General features: G+C 45.4%; 11 protein-coding genes. 2 read left to right on the top strand and 9 right to left on the bottom strand.

All coding sequences use genetic code 11. The features are described from left to right. The first annotated feature begins 199 nt into the window (after nucleotides 1-199). Nucleotides 200-961, top strand: coding sequence for a 3',5'-cyclic-nucleotide phosphodiesterase (locus AMJAP_RS06390; RefSeq protein ID WP_019621417.1), 762 nt, complete (start codon nucleotides 200-202; stop codon nucleotides 959-961). Nucleotides 962-989: 28 nt separating this feature from the next. Here the strand turns inward: AMJAP_RS06390 and AMJAP_RS06385 are convergent, their stop codons facing one another. From AMJAP_RS06385 to AMJAP_RS06345, 9 genes are all read right to left on the bottom strand, one after another. Then, entirely contained in the window at nucleotides 990-2,657 is a 1,668-nt protein-coding gene (locus AMJAP_RS06385) for a FecR family protein (protein ID WP_019621416.1), read from the bottom strand. 8 nt (nucleotides 2,658-2,665) lie between these two features. Beyond that, on the bottom strand, nucleotides 2,666-3,967 hold the full coding sequence (locus AMJAP_RS06380; protein WP_019621415.1) for a surface lipoprotein assembly modifier: 1,302 nt from the start codon (nucleotides 3,965-3,967) through the stop codon (nucleotides 2,666-2,668). A 245-nt stretch (nucleotides 3,968-4,212) separates the two neighbouring features. Continuing rightward, nucleotides 4,213-5,991, bottom strand: a complete 1,779-nt coding sequence (locus AMJAP_RS06375; RefSeq protein WP_019621414.1) for a putative bifunctional diguanylate cyclase/phosphodiesterase — start codon at nucleotides 5,989-5,991, stop codon at nucleotides 4,213-4,215. A gap of 28 nt (nucleotides 5,992-6,019) precedes the next feature. Continuing rightward, the gene (locus AMJAP_RS06370; protein WP_019621413.1) at nucleotides 6,020-8,908 is read right to left on the bottom strand and encodes a response regulator; all 2,889 of its coding nucleotides are present in this window, start codon (nucleotides 8,906-8,908) and stop codon (nucleotides 6,020-6,022) included. Beyond that, nucleotides 8,905-14,547, bottom strand: coding sequence for a putative Ig domain-containing protein (locus AMJAP_RS06365; RefSeq protein WP_201356418.1), 5,643 nt, complete (start codon nucleotides 14,545-14,547; stop codon nucleotides 8,905-8,907). Before AMJAP_RS06365 ends, AMJAP_RS06370 begins: the two co-directional genes overlap by 4 nt. Nucleotides 14,548-14,622: 75 nt before the next feature. Next, on the bottom strand, nucleotides 14,623-16,041 hold the full coding sequence (locus AMJAP_RS06360; RefSeq protein ID WP_156815174.1) for an efflux RND transporter periplasmic adaptor subunit: 1,419 nt from the start codon (nucleotides 16,039-16,041) through the stop codon (nucleotides 14,623-14,625). A gap of 30 nt (nucleotides 16,042-16,071) precedes the next feature. Beyond that, on the bottom strand, nucleotides 16,072-18,219 hold the full coding sequence (locus tag AMJAP_RS06355; RefSeq protein WP_019621410.1) for a site-2 protease family protein: 2,148 nt from the start codon (nucleotides 18,217-18,219) through the stop codon (nucleotides 16,072-16,074). Continuing rightward, nucleotides 18,216-19,520, bottom strand: coding sequence for an efflux RND transporter periplasmic adaptor subunit (locus tag AMJAP_RS06350; RefSeq protein ID WP_019621409.1), 1,305 nt, complete (start codon nucleotides 19,518-19,520; stop codon nucleotides 18,216-18,218). The genes AMJAP_RS06355 and AMJAP_RS06350 overlap by 4 nt, the downstream gene beginning before the upstream one ends. After that, nucleotides 19,517-20,581: a GGDEF domain-containing protein gene (locus AMJAP_RS06345; RefSeq protein ID WP_019621408.1), complete on the bottom strand. Its 1,065-nt coding sequence runs from the start codon at nucleotides 20,579-20,581 to the stop codon at nucleotides 19,517-19,519. The genes AMJAP_RS06350 and AMJAP_RS06345 overlap by 4 nt, the downstream gene beginning before the upstream one ends. 489 nt (nucleotides 20,582-21,070) lie before the next feature. Here AMJAP_RS06345 and AMJAP_RS06340 point away from each other — a divergent pair, with 489 nt between their 5' ends. Continuing rightward, nucleotides 21,071-21,472, top strand: a complete 402-nt coding sequence (locus AMJAP_RS06340) for a hypothetical protein (RefSeq protein WP_019621406.1) — start codon at nucleotides 21,071-21,073, stop codon at nucleotides 21,470-21,472. Nucleotides 21,473-21,653: the final 181 nt, after the last annotated feature.

Below are 21,653 nucleotides of genomic sequence, written 5' to 3'. Positions count from 1 at the left end.
TGAGGAAAAGTAACTAGAGAGAGTAAAACATCTTATTCCGTCTAATCATATCCTTACAGTAGATAACAGCGAGCAACGAACCTCTCATTTTTAGTACGAAAGCCCCTAAATCGCTATAAGCAGCCTAGCCTCTGTGATATAAAAGTACGATTAAAGAGGCTTATAACAAGACGTTATTTCAAGCCTGTCGGAGACAGATGTGAAAATAGAGATATTAGGATGTAGTGGTGGTATCGGTCAGGGACTTAAGACTACCACTTTTCTTATAGATGACTCTCTACTACTGGATGCAGGAACCGGTGTTGAGTTGATGACGATGGAGCAGATGCTAAATATCCGTGACATCGTCATTACCCATGCTCACCTGGATCATATCATCGGTCTACCGCTGATGCTGGCGACAATATTTGATCATAATCCGACACCGATCAATATATACGCGCTACCCGAAGTGATATCCGCACTCAAACAGCATATTTTTAACTGGGTGATCTGGCCCGATTACACTGTGTTGCCAGAAGAGCGACCTATTATTAAGATGCACAGTGTGAACGTCTCTGAGACGCTATTGATTCAACAGAAAAAAATAGAAGTGATACCCGCCCAGCATCCAACACCTACAACCGGTTATCTGGTCAGTGACGGACAAAACAGTTTTGCTTTTACAGGAGATAGTGGGATCAATGATTCCCTCTGGCCTATTCTGAATGATCGTAATCCTGATTTATTGATCATTGATGTGTCATTTACTAACGAGTCAGAAGAGCTGGCTCGTCTCAGCGGTCATCTCACTCCGTCGTTGCTTTCACAGCAAATCCTGCAACTACAAATTGATCCACGCATAGCAATTACACACCTGAAACCGGGTGTTGAAGGCATTATTATGCAGCAATGCCAGCAACTGCTTCCACAACATCAGATAGACAGGCTCAATCATGGTGAAGTGATCAGCCTGATCTGAACGCCATTGATCAGTAATCAATGAATAATCAGGGGGCTGGTCCCGCACTATCAAGCAACGCGGTTCCCGAAATGGTTATATCCTGTCCAAGAACAGGACTAACACCCGAAGCACTATAAGATGTGATAGCCCCGTCCGCCTGAGAGCCAACAAAATCAAAAGTCATCTGACCACTCATGACAGTATCGTTTCCTCCAACAGTACATTGGCTACCGCTGCAACTACCTGAAAGTTTCAATTCTCCTCCCTGAAGCACATCATTCAAAGCAGTCGAAACACCAGACTCTTCAGTCAGCAGGTAACTACGTAAACCGCCATCATTTACAGTAGCGGTTATACTTATTTCTTCAATGACAAGCGTATCCCAGTTCATCACAACATAAGTACCGCTATAGAGCCTCCCAACAGGAGCTCCAGCAGCACTATGCCCTACCAAAGTTCCAGTAGCACCCGTATCAATTTGAGGAGAGGTTAAATTGGTTGAACCAACGCTATGGGTATATAGATAAGAACCGCTACGCGCCGTTTCCAAAGCATCTAACTGAGTTTGGGTCGTCAGGCTGTCGCTGTACATAAAGTCAAAAGAGCCCTCCACATTCTGTACTACACCGTTCTCAGTAAGACTAAAATCACCATAATTCCAACGACCCCAACTTAAAGTAGCACCTGCTAGTGATAAGTTTCCTACCCCGGTGACTAGTCCGGTATTTCCTCCTCCCGTGAACTCACAGGGAGAACAAGCGTTGGTAGTAGTATTAGGGGTAGGGTCAATGTAACGAATACCCGTTACCAGACTTCCAGTACCTATTGAACCATCTACATTGATAGCCGAACTGGAATTCACAAGTACCGAACCACTCCCGCCGCGCCGGCCACTGGTTGGATCATTTTCCGTAAAAGCAACAGCAGTAAGCGCCCCCAAGGGGCTAACACGGGCATTACCAGTTGGATCCGGAGCGACTACCTGCGGTGTCTGAGGTACTGCTGGCAGCGGTGGTAAAACCCCTTCCAGTTCGGGGTCTACAGCAGGAATAACGTCGGCATCATCTGAAACCGAATCCAGCTTTTCAGCTGATGCTTCAGGAATAGTCTGATGCTGGTTACCTAACACATAGCCTCCGGTCTGTCCGGTCGCGTCCCCTTTTATAATATTGCCGGTACTACTCAACCATGCTCCCTCTCCGGCACCCACCACTATACTTTTTTTCTTAGTCGTTACTTCAATAGCTCCCTCAATAGTTTCGCAATAGATACCGTCATCCGTGTATTCGACACCGTAATGAGTACCCCGGATACCAATAGTGGCTACCGTAGTTTCCAGCCTATAATTTTCTTTGTGGGATTTACCTATCTGGCCTGAGATAGTCCGCATTCCCCCCTTTAACAACTGAAAGATCGCCTTTCCTTCGTCCGATTGTTTCGGATCAAAGCTGTATTCAGCAATACGAAACTCTGTAGAAGATTTTAAAGCCAGTCTGGAGCCATCACTGAAACGTAACTGTAACAGGCCTTTTTCTCCGGTTATTAACAGATCGTTAGCATACACTTCCGACTGACGTTTCAAAATTCGCTCACTACCATCAGTAGCAACCGCTAAATTCTGCCCCATACTTAAAATAACAGTGCCGACCATTTCTGCCGCCGACAGCCAACCCGAGCTAAGCAATAATATGCACGTCAATAACAGAGATCTCATACCTTACCTCACTTAAAACTGTATCGCAGACCGAGCATTGCCTGCTGACGATCGTATTCATACAACTCAATATTTGAATCTGCATGGTTTGAGCTTAAATTGGCGAGCAAGTCCCAATTATTATCCAATGCCCATTCAAGATTTATATTCAACATCGCAAAATCATCCTGACGTTTCACAGCATACAACCAGTCTTCTCCTTTATAGCGACTGGACTGATAAGTGATCACAGGAGTTAGTATCAGACCAGAGCCCGGCCGAAGCTGCACCCCGACATTTGATCCCCAGAAAAACCTATCTACCTGAGAATCCGCCAATATTCCTGCCGTATCAGGGGTTTCTTCACCAACAAAAAGACCAGCAAACCAAACAGGCTGCCAGTTACCCTCTACAGCCAAAAAGTAGTTACCCTGCAGATGATATTGCGTGGCGTCTTTCCAACTGGAATCAACATAATCAAGAGAACTAACCCCGGTTGATAGCCTTAGCTGGGAGTCATTATTCGGTAAATATGTCCAGCTTGCGTTAATACCCAGGAGGTCACGATAACTTTGACCATCACGCATATACTTCTGCATCACCCCACCCAGGCGATACCTCTCTTTTTGATCCGTCCATGTATGGCCTCCGTTAATTGAAACGGTGCTATAGTCCTGTTCACTCTCGGTATCGTAATAGCGGAAATTGCCACTTAAACTAAAATCCAGTTTTCTATCTGTCTGATACTGATGATCGATACTTCCCTTAAGATGTATTCGATTAAACTGATCGCCCCGGCCAAGAGCATCTTCGGACAACGTCACTAAATCCGTCTGAGACTCTGGTGCTGAATTAATATTGCTATCAAACCCACGCCAGATCTCAACAAAACCAGCAATCTTTGTAATAGGAAAAGAATTTCTCTCAATTAATTGTAGATACTTTGTTATACGTATCTGTACATTTTTGGGAGGGGATAGTTGCAAAACCTGTTCAAAAAGCTGCTTAGCTTTTTCAAACTGATTCAATAAGTAATAGCCACGCGCTAACTCAAGTCTGACCAATGGATTGTCAGGGTCAGTAAATGCCACCCGTTCAAGTGCGAATACTCCTTCACTGGCATTACCACTATCAATCGCGGCCACACCATACTGAAAATCAAATTCAGGATCACCTTCACTGCCACTCAGATAGGTCATAGCCAGTGCATACGCTTCACTATAACGGCCTGCATCTAACAGTTCTTTAATCAAATCTGCACCGCTAGCCACCGCGTAACTATTCGTACTGAAAAAAGCGGTTAGGAGTAGTACTCCTGACAGTTTACGCAATGTAGATACTCCTAATAATTCAGTCTGTGAAGCTTAACTCGCTAACAGCCGACTTTAATCTAACCACTGTTATTACTCACTATAATGAAGAACTAAAACAAAAAAACAATATTTGTACCAGTTTTGGGGATGATTAATAGCTATATAACTTATAAAAACAGCTGAACAGGTATAGCGTGCCACATAAAGCGTACTTATGGTCAAACAGTAGTCAATTCACCGGACCCTCTTTAGATAGAGAAAACTTAGAACGAAGCCTGTGAAACATTACTCATCACATACTCAGAAAACTCATCTGCAGGCAGAGGTTTACTGAAAAGGAACCCCTGAATCAAGTCACTTTGAGTCGCTTGTAACAGGTTAAGCTGAGCAGCAGTTTCTACCCCCTCAATAACGACAGATAACCTTAACGCTTTAGCCATCGCGATAATCGCTTGTACTAACTGAATCTCATCTTTATTTTCCGGAATCCCTGTAATAAAAGACCGATCCACTTTTAGCTCATCCAACGGAAATTTTTTCAGATAACTCAAAGAAGAATAACCGGTACCGAAATCATCAATAGATAAACCAACCCCTAACGTTTTCAATCCTTCAAAAAGCTCAATGCTTGACTCAACATCACTCATTGCCAGACTCTCTGTCATTTCCAGCATCAGTAATGATGGCGGTAATTCTGAGTTCTTCAACGCTTCTTGAACCCTGGCCTGATAGGTAGCCTCTTTAAACTGTTGGCCAGATACATTTACCGATACTTTGATATCGGGCATTGAAGCGCGCCGCCAGATTTCCGCCTGTTTACATGCTTCATTCAATACCCAGTCACCGATCGATAAAATCAAGCCGTTCTCTTCAGCCAGCGGAATAAACTGTACAGGGGAGATAAATCCTTTCGTCGGGTGATTCCATCGAACTAATGCTTCAGCAGCGGTAACCTGCTTTGTTATCAAATCGACTTTAGGTTGATAAAACAGCATTAACTCATCATTTTCCAAAGCGGTATGCAGGTCAGTTTCTAGTTCAAGTTTCTCCTGCAAGTCTGAACTTGAAGTGCCTGAGTAAAAACAGAAGCCGTTGGTTGCCCCTCCTTGCTTGGCCTGACGCATTGCCGTACCTGCGGCTTTTATAAGGTCATCACTTAATAATCCATCTTCAGGCGCTACTGCAATGCCGATTGAAGCTGATACATACAGGTCATGATTATCTATTCGGTAAACTTTCCCTAATTCACTTCTCAGCTGTGTCGCTAACGAAGCCGCATGCTCATCCTGATAAAATGAAGGAACAAGTACACCAAATTCATCTCCTGATAAACGCGCTATGGTCAATTCCGTTTCTCGGTGATTTGTCGCCAGTAACTTATTTCGTTGATCGATGACTGATCTGATTCGTTGTGCAACCTGCTTTAAAAGCAGGTCTCCATTATGGACCCCTAAAGATTCGTTAATTTCCCCAAAGCGATCGAGACCAATATTCAATAACGCCGTTTTATAACTATGCATCTGATCATATTTTAGTGACCAGATAATTTTCTCATGTATTGACTTTCGGTTTGGCAGGCCGGTTAATGCGTCTGACGACGCTAACTGGTCAACATAGGCTTTCACCGTCAGAGTATTGCGTAATCGAAGCTTCAACTCACTGGCATCTACCGGTTTAGATAGAAAATCCGTAGCACCCAATTCAAGCGCTTTAAGTTTAGAGGCGGAGTCCGTTGATGAAGTCAGGACAATTACCGGTAGATAAGCAAATTCATCGTAGTCACGAATACGGCGCAGTACATCAAAACCACTCACTTCAGGCATCACAAGATCCAGAAACAGAATATCCGGTCTTCGATGCGTCAGTACATCGAACGCCTCCCGGGAATCTTCTACACTGATAAACTCACTATAGCCGGCATCTTCAAGATGGGCCTGTACGATTTCCATCATGATAGGTTCATCATCTACCATCATAATTAGCGCATTTTGAAACTCGCTTCGTGCGTTTGGATTAGCTATTAGTTTATTTGATTCATTCATAACGTGCTTTCCAAATCAGATAGCATGATCATAGATTGATCCTTTTATGTATTTCATCAACAGTGGCTATCAATGTCTCACATTCCGGTCCGTTTTCTGCTTGTGCCGCTTTTTCAAGCGCTTTTGCTATCTCTGTGAACACCGGAAAACCAACAGAGCCTCCTGCGCCTTTCAGCCAATGCGCAAGATCAGCTAACGCGCTAAAATCATTACCGTCTAATTCCTGTTTCATCTGAGTTATTTGATGTTCAAGTTTAGCTACAAACTTGACTGCTATTAACCTGAATTTCTCCCCCTGACTTGCTAACTCAGAGGTGACTGTTTCAGGTATAACCCATTGGTTGTCTGTCTGCGTCGAAAGACTATTAATGCCATTTGGATTATCTTTCGCCAGATTGATGCGCTTTATCATTACACCGATAGCAGCGACCAACATCTCAGTTCCAGCAACCTCCTGTTTTATGGCTGTCTGCTCCAGTTTTACTGCTAAATCAGTCAGCCCAGGAAATCCAACGGACCCTGCCGAGCCTTTCAACCAGTGCGCATGCGCCCTGAGAACAGTAAAATCCTGTTGCGTAGAACAACTCTGTATCTGCTTATAAACATCGTTTACCCGCACAATAAAGCGTGCGACAATTTTTTCAAATTTAGGATTTGAGGCCCCCAGCTCAGAATAAAGAGGGGAAAGTTGAGAGCTATCGTCTAATGTCAACGCTGATATTGATTGATTGGGCGAAGACGAATGATAAGAGACTCCCACTGTTCCATTATCTAATGCCCGATCATCATTACAGGCTTCGCTCAGCGGCTCAGCATCTAACTCATGAACTAGTAACTGAATCAGTTTATCGATATTAATTGGCTTACTCATATAGCCTGAGTATCCTGAATCAAGACATTTTTGTTCTATCCCTTTCATTGCGTGAGCAGTTAGTGCAATCACCGGAAGAGTCATCTCTTTCTTACGGATTTCTCGAGCAGCAGTATAGCCATCCATTCTCGGCATCTGTACATCCATCAGAACCAGATCATATTGGTTAACCGCCAGCTTTTCTAATGCCTCAACACCGTCAGCGGCCCCGTCTGTTTTAATACCCTGTTCTGACAAAACCAGGCTTATTAACTCTCGATTTTCTATTCCGTCATCAACCACTAGTACACTGGCATCAGGAAATTTCCAACGCGCAACATTCAGTGTTGCTTCGCTTTGCTTTAATTCACTAATCTCTTCTGCACTAATTAGCGCAACGGGACCATCTGTCTTAACATTAAGCTCTAAATAAAACTGACTACCTTTTTCAGGCTCACTTCTGGCGTAAATCTCTCCCTCCATGGCCTCAGCAAACTTTTTACTAATAGCCAGGCCCAGACCCGTCCCGCCAAAACGGCGAGTAATTGAGCTATCCGCCTGAACAAAAGGGTCAAATACAGAAATTGCCTGCTCTGCGGTCATTCCAATGCCAGTATCCCTGACTTCAGTTATCAATTTATTCTGTTGTGTATCCATGCGGGTTACAACAGTCACTCCCCCTGCCTCTGTAAACTTAATCGCATTACCTACCAGATTAGTGATTATCTGCCTGAAACGGGCTGGATCTGACATCAGCGTTTCCGGGATACTCCCTTCCGGACGATAAGCAAGCGCGATTCCCTTCTCCTGAGCTTTAACACTCATAACCTGAATCACTTCGCTGATAATCTGATAGGGTTTGAGGGCAACCGATTCTACATCGAGATGACCCGCCTCAACTTTAGACAGATCGAGAATATCGTTAATAAGATTAAGAAGGTGTTCACCGTTAACCAAAATAGTACTCAGATAGTGCTCATTATTCTGTTCATTCTTACCGTAACCTCGCTTAAGTGCCTCCGTAAAACCAAGAATCGCATTCATAGGCGTACGAATTTCATGGCTCATATTCGCGAGGAAATCACTCTTAGCCCGGTTTGCTTGTTCAGCTTCAGCTTTAGAACGGCGCAGCTCCACTTCCTGCTCTTCCAGTTGTGTAATATCATCAAAGCTAACCAACACACCGCCCGCTTTACCTTCATCAGCCAGGACAGGGGAGCAATTCACCATGAAAGTTCGCACCCCGTCCTCAAGTTCCAATCGAACCGTCTGATTCATTTCAGCCTTACCGGTATTCATCGCAGCTAACCATGGAAAATCATCGGTTGAAGCGTCTTCTTTGAGTTGCCAGGGCAATTTATCAACTTCAAATCCCATTAGAGAAGATGATGATCTGCTCAATAGATCCGAAAAAGCCTGATTCGCCAGTACTATCTGGGCTTTACGATCCAGTACAATCAAGCCTTCCGCCATCGTGTCCAATGCGGCACGTACACGATCAGGTACTGCCTGAGATGGATCGAGTTGTTTTAACATTTTGGTTAGGTATAAAAAATAAAGCAGATAAAGGATCACACCACAGAAAAGAATAAATTGAACAGTAGGACGATGATAAAAGCCCAGAATTCCTTCACCGTAAAGCGGTTTAAACTTGAGTTCTAAGGCTCCCCACTGTTGGCGGCCTGCAATAATTGGAACAATCATCTGTTGATCAATAGCCTCTTCATTGAGACCTTTGTTCCAATCTGTTTGATGATTAGAGATATTCACCACCAGACGATTATCAGCCCGACGAACTCCCGCAGATAACAACTCGTCATTTCGCTCGACAACCAGATTCAAAACACTTTCCAGTCGAATCAGATCCGTTTGTGTAATTAAAACAGAGCTATTCGCAGCAATCGCTTCTGCCAGCGATACCCGGTCTTTTAAGCGAGTACCTAAAAAGTCAGGCAGTATTCCCAGTATAATGGCAACTAAAGTCACGCTAATCAGCATACTAACCTGACCAAAAGCGATCCTGCTGGTCGTACTACGAACTGAGAATAAGCGTTTTAACCAGCTCATGTTTTATCTTTTCCTGTGTTATCCGAATCGTCTAAATCATCTTCGTCATCTGACTCAGCTGGTTCTTTTTCATGGTCCACAATGTCATCCAGAGATTCGTTATCCGCCATATCCTTTTTCTTCGAATCATCATCAGACGAGAGTGTTGCCAATATCGGCAAAGGATCAATGAAGCGCCAGGCTGGCAATGCGGTTAAAACAGAGCTCAACAAAACGCCACTCCGGGCAAGCCAGATAACATAGCCCACAGACAACCCTGAAGAGATCGCAATTGATCCCCCTATCAGGGCTGTTTCAAGAGCTACTTGCTCATCAGCTCCTTTTTCTAAATTTTCCAACCCATCTATAAAGCCCCCTAAGCTTTGTAACTGTATCGGCTCGGCAAGCAGACTTAATATAGGTTGAAGTTGTGACACAGAGACCTGGTGCTTAATTGCTTCATTCAATGTTGAAGGTAGTTCATAAGCTTGATCGACAAGACTTGAAATTAGCTTAGGCGAATGAAATTGAACGGTGACGGCCTCCGGTGTTACAGAAACCACTTCAGACGCTATCGCGGGTTCGTCAGCATCAGCAGAAACTGCTAAAACAGAACTCTCTTCATCATCAGGGTCGTCTGGCTCATTTTCGACAGGCTCTACTAAAATAATATCTTCCACGGGTACCGCTATACTAACTAAAGCACTAACGACTTGTTCATCATTACCTAATGCGTCTGTATAGCTGACAATAACATTAATATCTGCACCACTATCCAAAGCAGTGGAGGTATATTCTGCTGCTGTAGCACCCGGAATTGGCAAACCATCTCTGTACCATTGATAACTAAAAGGCCCCAGACCATCCGCGTCAGTAATCGTATTATCCAGCGTCAATACCTGACCTATAACTGGAGAACCAGTTATTGAGACATCCCCAACGGGCGCTTCATTTGGCACAACCTCAAGATTAAAGCTTTCTACCGCAGGCGTGCCGCCATTGCTGTCATCCGCGATCAGTTCGATGCTTAGGGTGCCGACATCAGCATTTAAGGGTATGCCCTCAAAGGTGCGGGTCACCGGGTTAAAGCTCAGCCAGCTGGGTAATGCTCCCCCACCGGCCAGTTGTGCGCTGTAGCTCAGGGTATCGCCAACATCGACATCACCGAAGGTATTGGCCGCAAAGGTAAAGCTGAACAGACTGTCTTCCGTTGCACTCTGATCAGTAATGGCATTATCGACGGTAGGATCATCATTGGTATTCGCCACCACAATATCGAAGCTTTCTATCGCAGCTGTTCCACCATTGCTGTCATCCGCGATCAGTTCGATGCTTAGGGTGCCGACATCGGCATTTAAGGGTATGCCCTCAAAGGTGCGGGTCACCGGATTAAAGCTCAGCCAGGTCGGTAATACTCCCCCACCGGCCAGTTGTGCGCTGTAGCTCAGGGTATCGCCAACATCGACATCACCGAAGGTATTGGCCGCAAAGGTAAAGCTGAACAAACTGTCTTCCGTTGCACTCTGATCAGTAATGGCATTATCGACGGTAGGATCATCATTGGTATTCGCCACCACAATATCGAAGCTTTCTATCGCAGCTGTTCCACCATTGCTGTCATCCGCGATCAGTTCGATGCTTAGGGTGCCGACATCGGCATTTAAGGGTATGCCCTCAAAGGTGCGGGTCACCGGATTAAAGCTCAGCCAGGTCGGTAATACTCCCCCACCGGCCAGTTGTGCGCTGTAGCTCAGGGTGTCGCCAACATCGACATCACCGAAGGAATTGGCCGCAAAGGTATAGCTAAACAAACTGTCTTCCGTTGCACTCTGATCAGTAATGGCATTATCGACGGTGGGATCATCATTGGTATTCGCCACCACAATATCGAAGCTTTCTATCGCAGCTGTTCCACCATTACTGTCATCCGCGATCAATTCAATGCTTAGGGTACCTACATCGGCATTCAAGGGCGTGCCCTCAAAGGTGCGGGTCACCGGATTAAAGCTCAGCCAGGTCGGTAATACTCCCCCACCGGCCAGTTGTGCGCTGTAGCTCAGGGTATCGCCAACATCGACATCACCGAAGGTATTGGCCGCAAAGGTAAAGCTGAACAAACTGTCTTCCGTTGCACTCTGGTCAGTAATGACATTATCGACGGTAGGGTCATCATTGGTATTCGTCACCACAATATCAAAGTTTTCTATCGCAGCTGTTCCACCATTACTGTCATCCGCGATCAGTTCGATGCTTAGGGTACCTACATCGGCATTCAAGGGCGTGCCCTCAAAGGTGCGAATAACCGGATTAAAGCTCAGCCAGGTCGGTAATGCTCCCCCACCGGCCAGTTGTGCGCTGTAGCTCAGGGTATCGCCAACATCGACATCACCGAACGTGTTGGCCGCAAAGGTAAAGCTGAACAAACTGTCTTCCGTTGCACTCTGATTATTAATGGCATTATCGACAGTAGGATCATCATTGGTATTCGCCACCACAATATCGAAGCTTTCTATCGCAGCTGTGCCGCCATTACCGTCATCGGCGATCAGTTCAATACTCAGCGTGCCGACATCCCCATTGAGGGGCGTGCCCTCAAAGGTGCGGGTCACCGGGTTAAAACTCAGCCAGGTGGGTAATGCTCCCCCACCGGCCAGTTGTGCGCTGTAGCTCAGGGTATCGCCAACATCGACATCACCGAAGGTATTGGCCGCAAAGGTAAAGCTGAACAGACTGTCTTCCGTTGCACTCTGATTAGTAATGGCATTATCGACGGTAGGATCATCATTGGTATTCGTCACCACAATATCGAAGCTTTCTATCGCAGCTGTTCCACCATTGCTGTCATCCGCGATCAGTTCGATGCTTAGGGTGCCGACATCGGCATTTAAGGGTATGCCCTCAAAGGTGCGGGTCACCGGGTTAAAGCTCAGCCAGCTGGGTAATGCTCCCCCACCGGCCAGTTGTGCGCTGTAGCTCAGGGTATCGCCAACATCGACATCACCGAAGGTATTGGCCGCAAAGGTAAAGCTGAACAGACTGTCTTCTGTTGCACTTTGATTAGTAATGGCATTATCGACGGTAGGGTCATCATTGGTATTCGCCACCACAATATCGAAGCTTTCTATCGCAGCTGTGCCGCCATTACCGTCATCGGCGATCAGTTCGATACTCAGCGTGCCGACATCCCCATTAAGTGGCGTGCCTTCAAAGGTGCGGGTCAACGGGTTAAAACTGAGCCAGGTCGGTAAAGTGCCACCGCCTGCCAGCTGCGCCCTATAAGTCAGGGTATCGCCAACATCGACATCACCGAAGGTATTGGCCGCAAAGGTAAAGCTGAACAGACTGTCTTCTGTTGCACTTTGATTAGTAATGGCATTGTCAACGGTGGGGTCGTTATTGATATTACCGACCACCAAGTCAAAGCTGTCCACCGCGGGTGTGCCGCCATTACCATCATCAGCGATGACCTCGATGCTAAGCGTACCTACATCCCCATTTAACGGAAAGCCACCAAAGGTACGCGCACTTGGGACAAAAACGAGCCAACTAGGTAGAGCCCCACCACCGACAAGCTGCGCAGTGTAACTCAGCGTGTCTCCGGCATCGACGTCGCCAAAGGCGTCAGCCGCAAAGGTAAAAATAAATAAGCTATTTTCTGTCGCTGTTTGATCTGCGATGGCATTATCGACGGTCGGATCATCATTAATATTTGCTACGGGACCAACACTTCCACTGTTAACAACCTCGAGGTTACCTGCTCCATCGGTATAACTGACCACTAAACTAATCAGAGCACCTACATCAGCATCCCCCAGGGTATAATTTCCTGTAGTAGCCCCTGTGATGGTTAGCCCATCTCGTTGCCATTGATAGCTATAGGCTCCCAACCCATCAGCATCCGCTAAAGTTGAGAGATTGACGGCCAGAAGGTTATCTTCTGTAGCTACACCATCAATGCTTACTCCCCCTGTTGGAAGGGAGTTTGCAGCGCTCTGCGGATCAGTCAACGTAATAGCATTGAGACTCTCTTTGTTTTCATCAAGTAGAATATCTTCCCCATCAAAAAACATAGTAACCGTCGCTGCAGTAGCACCATTTACCAGCGTGGTTTCAGACACATTCAGGGCGTAAATATCCTGACGTTCAGCAATCAGAGTGTTATCAGCATAAACACCTTTATCTCCGTCAAACGTCAATAAAATGGTACCCGCTGACAGAGTTTCTCCTCCGGTAGAGTAATCATTCTCTACCAGTTCAATACCAATTATTTTATTTTGAAAGAGATCTTTTCCAGCAACAATTTCTTCCCTGCCATCAATAAGTTGAGCGGAAATCCCATTCGATGGTGATAGCGAAAGGTCGTCGGGTTGAAAGCTGTTAATCCCAAAATCATCGGCGCCGGCACCTGTAACAGAAAAAAGGAATGTACCTTTTTGCAGAGTGGTATCACCAACCACTGTTGCGTCCTCTACTAAGGTAAAGCCTGTAATGTCTTTAGCTGTAGGATTAGTAAACAGTAAACTAAAAGTACCTGCCGAGTAGTCACCTGGAGTATCAGGCCGAAAAATAAATATATCTTCAGCCTTTACGTCTAGAGTATTGTTGAGACTTAGGGTTTCATCAGAATCCAAAGACATCAACAGGTCTCCTGCTAAGAGATCAATCGGTGTCCCTGTACCCACGCTTATATCCGCAGTAACATAATGCAGCGCATCAATATTCACTCCCCCTGTAAAACCAAAGAGGAAGCTCAAACTACCATTAGTATCTGAACCGTATCCCGAGGGGGTAGGCGTAAAATCAAGAACGGCAGCAGCATTCCAGGACGCCAGCCCTGCGGCTCCGGAATTAGGGTTTCCATCCGTAGACAGCATCAGATTTAACACACTTTCCCAGCTCTTTTGAGTCGACTCAGAGATCACCAGAGCAGCCTCAACTTGCCCACTTTTATATTCAAGTTCCCAATCACCGCCAAGACGATTGCTTCCGGTCAGATCGTCACTTGCAGCGATATCAGCCCCGGTCAGACTGGCCAGTTGATTAACAAAACTAACACCGTTTTCTGAGGCGGCAAGATTACAGCCGTAGATGAGAATATCCGCGTCTTCATTAAGAAAGTCTCGCCAACTCAGTAACTTTTCAGAATATGTATCCAGGCTTTCATTGTTTAGAGTTGTATCACCGAGCTGAAGAGTTCCATCAGATCCATGGCTAATCAAATGAATAGCATCGATATTCTGATAGCTTTGAAGCACACGGCCGATATTATCGAGCCCATTCTCTGAAGAGTTAAGAGAAACAATGATGCTAGAACCATCTTTGATCTCTAACTGGTTAATAAGCTTCAGGTAATCAGGCACCTGAGTATCAACAAAGATAACTTCACGAACGACAGACACTGAATTCAGCCCCGAATCAGAGGGCTCTGTCATCATGTTGTCGAAAGATGGCGATGATGGAAGCTGAGGATCAACAGTCGAAGACAGATAGGGTAAAAGCTCATCAAAGTGATACTGAGTGTCTGTGCTTGATTCATCAGAGAGGTCGGTAGCAATAGCCAAAGCGGCGGATACCGGATCTGCAGAAAGCAATATACGAGGCTCAGCCTTTTCAAGGAGTAAGCTGGAGAGTGAATTGTCTACTAGCATTTTTTGAGACACTTACATCTCCTTATGATGCTCACGCCCTTCCCGGGCAATTGAGTATTCGATACAAACGCTTAGATTGACAGGCAGTTATAGTCCTATAGAAGCAAGACGCCCCTCCTCTCGGACATCAGCGATAACTGTTACCAGACTGCGTTTACGGTAGCGAGTTACCCTTTCTGGCACATAGCCAAAGCCTGAAACAAACGTTTCTCTACTATTAACTGAGGATTCATCGTAGAACACTCCCAGAGAAACCGAGCCTTTATAAGCACCATAGCTAAGATACTCGATATCTTTCAAGCCATGATGTCTCAAATCGGTGACAGCGTTATGTAGCGCGTCCTTTTGACCTTTAAGCAAAAGAATATAACCAATCTTAACTTTCGTTACTTCTGTCTCAGAGGTAAAAGAAATACCTTCATTCTCTAACAGTGCCGCTGCTTGCTTAAACTCCTCTTCCGCATAAGGACCAAGCTTAACAAGCTGAGGGGTTACAACTTCACTCTGCAGATCTGTTGTTTCAGACTTAGCGGTATCCATCCTGGATACGTCAGGGCCATTAAGAATAGTCGTAACAGGTTCCGCGACACGCTCATCAGATGGCTTAGCCTGAACTTCAACCGCTTCCGCCTGGCCTGCTTCAGAAGCATCAACGGTACTTTCTTCTGACACAGTTTCTGCAACTTGATCTGTAAACTTAAGATCGCACTTAATACCAGCAGGAATAGCATAGTCCGTATTCGCCATCTCCAGTTGAACACCAAACGCGCTGCTGCCAACATCGCCCACAGGATCAATCGCAATAACCCGGGCTTCTATTGATTCCCCAGAGTTCACTTCCGGATAGATTTCAGCCAGGCTATTCACCTGTAGTTGACCAAAAAACTGAATAGGCACCATCGTTTCAACATACAGAGGGTTCAGAGACACCAACTGCACAACCGGTTGCTCGTCTACATACTCACCACGAAATTTAAGATTTCGCTGCACGACACCATCGAACGGGCTCCGAATTACCCGTTGATCTAATAGCGCCTCGGCTCTGGATAACTCCAACTCACGTATACGAGACTGCTCTTTGGCCTGCTTAACTGATGTTGATGAGAGTTTTACGGATCTCTCCGCCTGCTCTTTATCCTGTTGAGATACCGCATTTGTGCGATACAAATCGGTTATGCGCTGATACGCATACCGATCAAAAGTCAGATTAACGTTTCCGCCTTCCAACTCCGACTTAATTCCCGCCCGCGCCTTGGCTAGCGCAACAGATGCCTGTTCAACACGATCATCCAGACGCGCTAACACCTGTTCTTTTACGACCCTGTCACCGCGTTTCACCAGCACTTCAGCAATGATACCGGGGGAATAACTGCCCAGATCAATTTTTTCTGAAGGGTTTATTATGCAATCCAGGGCTGGCAAGGATTCATTCGGACCGGGCTCTGAAGCGACTGCAGTAAACGCAATACAAAGCAACGGTAACACTGACATTTTAGGTAGACTCAACTTCAATCCTTTTTTGTCTTTTATGTTAATTCACAACCCTGACACTTTACGAAACCAATACTCGCGAGTGTTAGCAATCAAATCATCTCCAATACTGCGGGGTAGATGACTAAACCTGACTAAACCTGACTTAGAAGGAATAAGGCTGGTAGTCATCCCTTCTTCAACTATTATCGGCATTTCCATATTAAACTGAATAACAGGATACATTGTTTTTAAACCCGATTGATCCTGTATATCAACTAAAGTACTACCCCCATGAGCGCTACCTAATGCAGCGTCAGGTAACCGGTAGACTGCCTGGGGTACAATCCGGACTCTTTCCGGACTTAGCCGGACCACCTCCCCATCGGCGAATCTAACTTGAACTTCGGTTATACCTGATCTTACCGCTTCGGCCCGAGCGATATCTAACACGGCTTGAATACTATATTCACCTGACTGGTAGGTGTATCCCAGCAGCTGACCTTTATGCAGATACTGGCCTGCTAAATCCTGCCCGTTCTCTATCGCAACCGTGCCGCTTTGATTAGCCATTATTTTTAGGCCATCAATTTGCAAAGCCAGCTGATCTAAAGTCTGTTCCTGAGCTATTATTTTATCCAGTAAAGCGGCTCCCTGATTAGAGCCTTCAGCAAAATGCGTACTATGCATTGCACGGGCTTTCTCTATTTCAACGCTAAGTTTGCTGTAGTCAGCTTTCAGAGAAAGGTTTTCTAACACAATCAGCGTCTCGCCTGCTTGCACCTGCTTTCCTGGCGTAAACAGTACCTGCCTGACAAAGCCATCAGTTGTGGCACGAACGTTTGCCTCCTCTGGCAGGATCAACACTGCTTCAGCAATGACCGAAGTCCGCCAGGGCATAAAGATTACTGTTGCGCCTATCAGCAATAGCATAGATATTCGGCCGTAATACCCCTTTTTTCGCTGCAATACAGACGCTTGTTTACTCCCGTAAGTAAAAAAAGTAATCAGAGGCTTCACTAACTGAAGCCACAAAGCCCAGACAGCGATCACTAAACCCAGCCAGAAAAAATATCCACTCACCAGATCAACAATGAAGGCAATGATAAACAACCGGTAACAAAGAGAAGCTGGGCCATAGAGCAATAACCACTTACGTTCCTCCGGCTGTATCATCTGGCCAGCATCTCCGACAGGTAAACCAAACAATCTATGCAGAAGAAAAGATTGAACATGACGCTGCGAGCGCAGCGCCAAATTCGGTATATCCAACCAGTCTGATAAAAAGTAATAACCATCAAATCGAAGTAGCGGATTGGCATTAAATACCAGAGTAGAAACAGAGCCTGTCAGGGCAATAACAAAGCCCATATCCTGCAACCACGCATGCTCAGAATATAGCCATAAAAACAATCCCAGAGCAGCCAGAAATAACTCAGCCATAACCCCCGCAGCAGAAACAAGCATGCGCTGATATCTATTAGAGAAATGAGAACTATCAGAGGCATCGACAAAAGGTACTGGCATAAAAATCAGCATTAAAATACCGGCTTTACGAACCCTCCCTCCTAATACAAGAACTGCCAGACCATGGGCCAGTTCATGCACCAGTTTCAAAACGGGATAAACAAACCAAACACCCATTAAATAGACGGGGTCTGCCGCCCTGGCATTAAAGTAACCGGTTAGCTCTGTACTATGTTGATAGCAAAGCAGACCGGCAAGACCAATTACCAAAAGCCATATAACAGCAAATACTTTGTTAAATAAAAATGGGCCTAAAGGGGATATTAACGTTAAAAATTGTGCCGGATTAAACGATACCAAAACAAAACTTACTGGATTTACAAACCGGCTCAGAATTCCGGGGGGACCACCATCACCCCCCTGTCGGTGCTGAAAACGGGCACCTGTAACGACAAACCCTAGCTCCATCAGACGGGCTATTTGCTTAGCCAGGTCTTCACACGGAATATTGCCACCGAGTATTCGCCAGATTTCCACCAGAGCAAGGTCACCATCCAGGCGTTGAAGAACAGCATATGTAAAAGGGTCAATACGATATTGTTGCTCAGTCTGTAATTGCTGAATTAACCACCAGCTGCCGCTTTTATCTTTTCGCTCGGAAAAACGAATCCCAGCAGCACAGGCCAATCGAGCATCTTTCAGATGGTTCCACACATCTGATCCGGCTTCGATTTCCGCCTGTTTCATGGCCACCATTTCCACAGCTGCTCCCTACCCCACTGATAAAAGGGGCCGAACAGGGCCGCACCCAACAACTGCTTACCCGTCACAATATGTGCAGAGCCTTCCATTCCAGGCCGAACTCTACTTTCAGGCTCTGAAAGCAGATGCGCTTCAGCATGATAGTAACGCTGGCCGGGCTCAGATGAAAAAATTGAAGAAACAATATCTATCTGGATGGGGTGTGTCTGACTCCCCAGCCCCCGGAGTAAAATTTCACCCTGCTGGCCTGTTTGGACATAACGAATATCGGTTTCATCAACATTCAGAATAATCCGATAATCCCCGACTGGCGCAAGCTCAAACAACGTTTGTCCCCGCTCAACGGCCGAACCGACAGCCCGGTTAATATCACCTGAGATCACCTGGCCTGAGATAGGCGCTTTCAACTCTAATCGACTGAGCTGCTGCTCTATCAAACGTATATCAATAGTCGCTATATCCCGGTCCAGTGCATATTGCGAAGCCTCGGAAAAATCGAGTTTCGCCAGTGCCTGGCGGTGCTTTTTATCTGCCACAGCTCGGTCGCTGACAGCCTGATCCAGCGTTAAGCGTAGCTCTGTATCATCCAGGGAAACCAGTAACTGACCTTTCTTTACGCGGTCTCCTGCTTTAACCGCCACCCTTTTTATAAAGCTATCCACCGGAACCGTCAGAGAGCGTTGAACCTTCCCCTCCATGACGACGGGAGCAGTGACCGTTTTATCCACGGGTAGCGTAAACAACAAGGCAAGTAATATCAGAACCGTCAAGACAGAAAGTCGATACGACTTCACTAACCCGATAACAGAAATATCAGCTGCTTTAGATATAAATTGAGGAGATGAAGATAAACCAGAAGCGGAAGCATTCAGCTGTGGCTGTGGCTGATTATGCTGTCGATCAAGTAACCTTAACCAAGCCACACCCCATTCCAAAAGAGAGATCTGGTTTCGTGGGTTAATATTTGAATCCGCAAATATAGCCACAACAACAAACTGTTGCCCGCCAGATAAAACAAAGGGGTGCGCAATAATGCACTGACTATCAGGCCCAGTGTAACTGACGACGGTTTTGTTACCTGCCAAGGCTAAATCAACCTGCTCTTCAGCATTTATCCGCGCTGGATCATCCAAGGCGCCCGTTTCAGGCCATTCACACTGAATAACACCGGTTGAACCCTCTGCTTTGAACAAAGCCGCACTATCCACGCCCGATAGCATCCGACAAACAGTATTCAGCCAGTCACTCAGTTGTTGCATCTCTTCACTTATAATATCGTCGCTCACTCACGCTGATCATTATCGCCAATAGAGCTTACTTCCACCCTGTTTCGCCCATTCTTCTTAGCCCGATATAAGGCCCTGTCAGCACGTTCAATTAAATCATTTCTGGTTTCATCAGGGTCCAGCTCTGCCACACCAAAAGAAAGTGTTACATGTCCATATACGTCACCGGATTTAGCTTTACGCAGCTTGCTTTTCGAAACGATAACCCGAAGCTGTTCAGCAACAATTTCAGCATTTTGTAAAGGCGTTTGCGGTAAGATGATAGCAAACTCTTCGCCTCCAAAACGGCTCACAAAGTCTCTGCCTTTAATCGATTTTTTTAATTGCTTCGCAACATATTGCAACACTTTATCGCCAATAAGGTGGCCATAGGTATCATTAAACTGTTTAAAAGAATCGATATCACAGAGTAGTAAACAGAGTGGTTCTTTACGTTCTAATGACTTATCTATAGAGCTATCCAAAGCAAGATCAAAAGCACGGCGATTGGAGACTCCGGTTAACGAGTCTATATGAGATTCATCCCTAACCTGATTTATGACTTTGCGAATCTCACGAACTTCTTTAAGTACATCGGTCAACTGGGTACCCAGTTGTTGCTGAGACTCAGCAACCTCACGGGTGTCTTCAATGGTTTTTCTTACAGTAGCCAAAGTCAGCTCTGACTTTGCATCTGAACTCATTAGATCTGCCAAAGAGCTTAATCTTTCTGAATATCCCTGAAGATCTCCATTCGCAGTACCGCACTCATTAACGACACCAGAAACAATTCCTTCAAGCTCTGAACGGATAAGTTCAAGCGCCTCTTCATCCTGAATATAGAATTTTCGATATAAAGCCCACAAGCCATCATTCAGGTCAGTATTTGGCGCAGAAACAACCTCTTTAAACTCATCATTTAAAGACCGGCTTCTTCCATCAATCAAATCATAAGCAAGGCGAAAGTTGACGGGAGAGCTAGGTAGCCGATGTTCAGCTAAGACAGAAAGCGCCAGTCTCAGGTTTGCAGCAGCTTTATCATAACTATCATCAAAGTATGGATTAGGCTTGTTTTTCACCATGCGAGTTTACTTCTTCCGCCAGTTATAAGTATGACTATACGTGAATATGACAAAATTGCAGAGAGAGCGCAGTATTCTTTCATTGTTTATTCTTACAAGACCGTTGAAATCTAAAGTTTGGTTAAAGAGATCGCTCCCAGAGCTCACAACTGCGGCCATTGGATACTGACTTCTGATTCCAGCTCTCCGTTGGAAAACTACCTACAGGCGACAACAAACCCTGGGCATGGGAATGCATAAGACACAGGTTACACGGGCATGCAGAACCTTCTCCACCAATGGGCCAGTCAGGAGATTATCGATCAGGATAACATTCTGTTTAATTGCTATCAGAAATCACTTCGGCCTTCTGAAAAGTCGGGCACCTTAATTTGCATAACTCTGAACGCGAAGGACTGCATCAACAGATGAAAGAGATTGAAAATCAACTATATTAAGTGGATTATATATTCTCTAATTACCCTAAAATAACAACTATCGAGGTTTCATATGCAAGGAATCAAGCAGGTTTTAGTTATCGCTAGTCTGATATTTACTACTGTATCAATGGCAGATACTGCTGATGAAAACCAGGTGTACAGCAAGCAATATATATTGGGTTTTCTGGCTGGAGCACAACTGACTGATAGCGAGATTATCCGCAGAATGCAAGTAGAGAGTAATATCGAGCCGCGATCCGATTTCTTTAAGCGGGCATTCAAAACCCGTGTAGGTAAATCTGCAGATTCGGTGCCTGCAACATACTATGCTGGTTTTTGCATCCCAGAGGATGAATCATCAGAGAGTATTGTTACGCATATACAGGAACAGATAGGCCTGCAAAAACAAACGAACAAAACCGATATCGCTCTTGTCATCTATAAAGCGATACAAACACGCTACCCTTGTTGATTGTTTATATGCTTTCTTTATGCGAAGGCCTTCATTTTTGAGATTTCCTCATAGAAGCTCTGCAAAACAAACTCATCCTAAAGCTCGAACTTTGCCTCTTCGAATATAAGCAGAGCTTTAGCCTTTATTCCCTTACTAAAAACGAGCCTTTTTATTATATGTATCGATAAATCCACAATTA

The sequence above is a fragment of the Amphritea japonica ATCC BAA-1530 genome, assembly GCF_016592435.1.
In the GTDB taxonomy this organism is placed as follows: domain Bacteria; phylum Pseudomonadota; class Gammaproteobacteria; order Pseudomonadales; family Balneatricaceae; genus Amphritea; species Amphritea japonica.
Note: the sequence above shows the minus strand (reverse complement) of the source record. Positions and strands in the feature narration are given on the sequence as shown.

What these genes read in the sequence shown, in the direction of transcription:
- AMJAP_RS06375 (WP_019621414.1), bottom strand. Translation starts at nt 5,991, where the DNA reads ATGAATGAATCAAATAAACTAATAGCTAATCCAAACGCACGAAGCGAG.
- AMJAP_RS06355 (WP_019621410.1), bottom strand. Translation starts at nt 18,219, where the DNA reads ATGAAACAGGCGGAAATCGAAGCCGGATCAGATGTGTGGAACCATCTG.
- AMJAP_RS06385 (WP_019621416.1), bottom strand. Translation starts at nt 2,657, where the DNA reads ATGAGATCTCTGTTATTGACGTGCATATTATTGCTTAGCTCGGGTTGG.
- AMJAP_RS06340 (WP_019621406.1), top strand. Translation starts at nt 21,071, where the DNA reads ATGCAAGGAATCAAGCAGGTTTTAGTTATCGCTAGTCTGATATTTACT.
- AMJAP_RS06370 (WP_019621413.1), bottom strand. Translation starts at nt 8,908, where the DNA reads ATGAGCTGGTTAAAACGCTTATTCTCAGTTCGTAGTACGACCAGCAGG.
- AMJAP_RS06345 (WP_019621408.1), bottom strand. Translation starts at nt 20,581, where the DNA reads ATGGTGAAAAACAAGCCTAATCCATACTTTGATGATAGTTATGATAAA.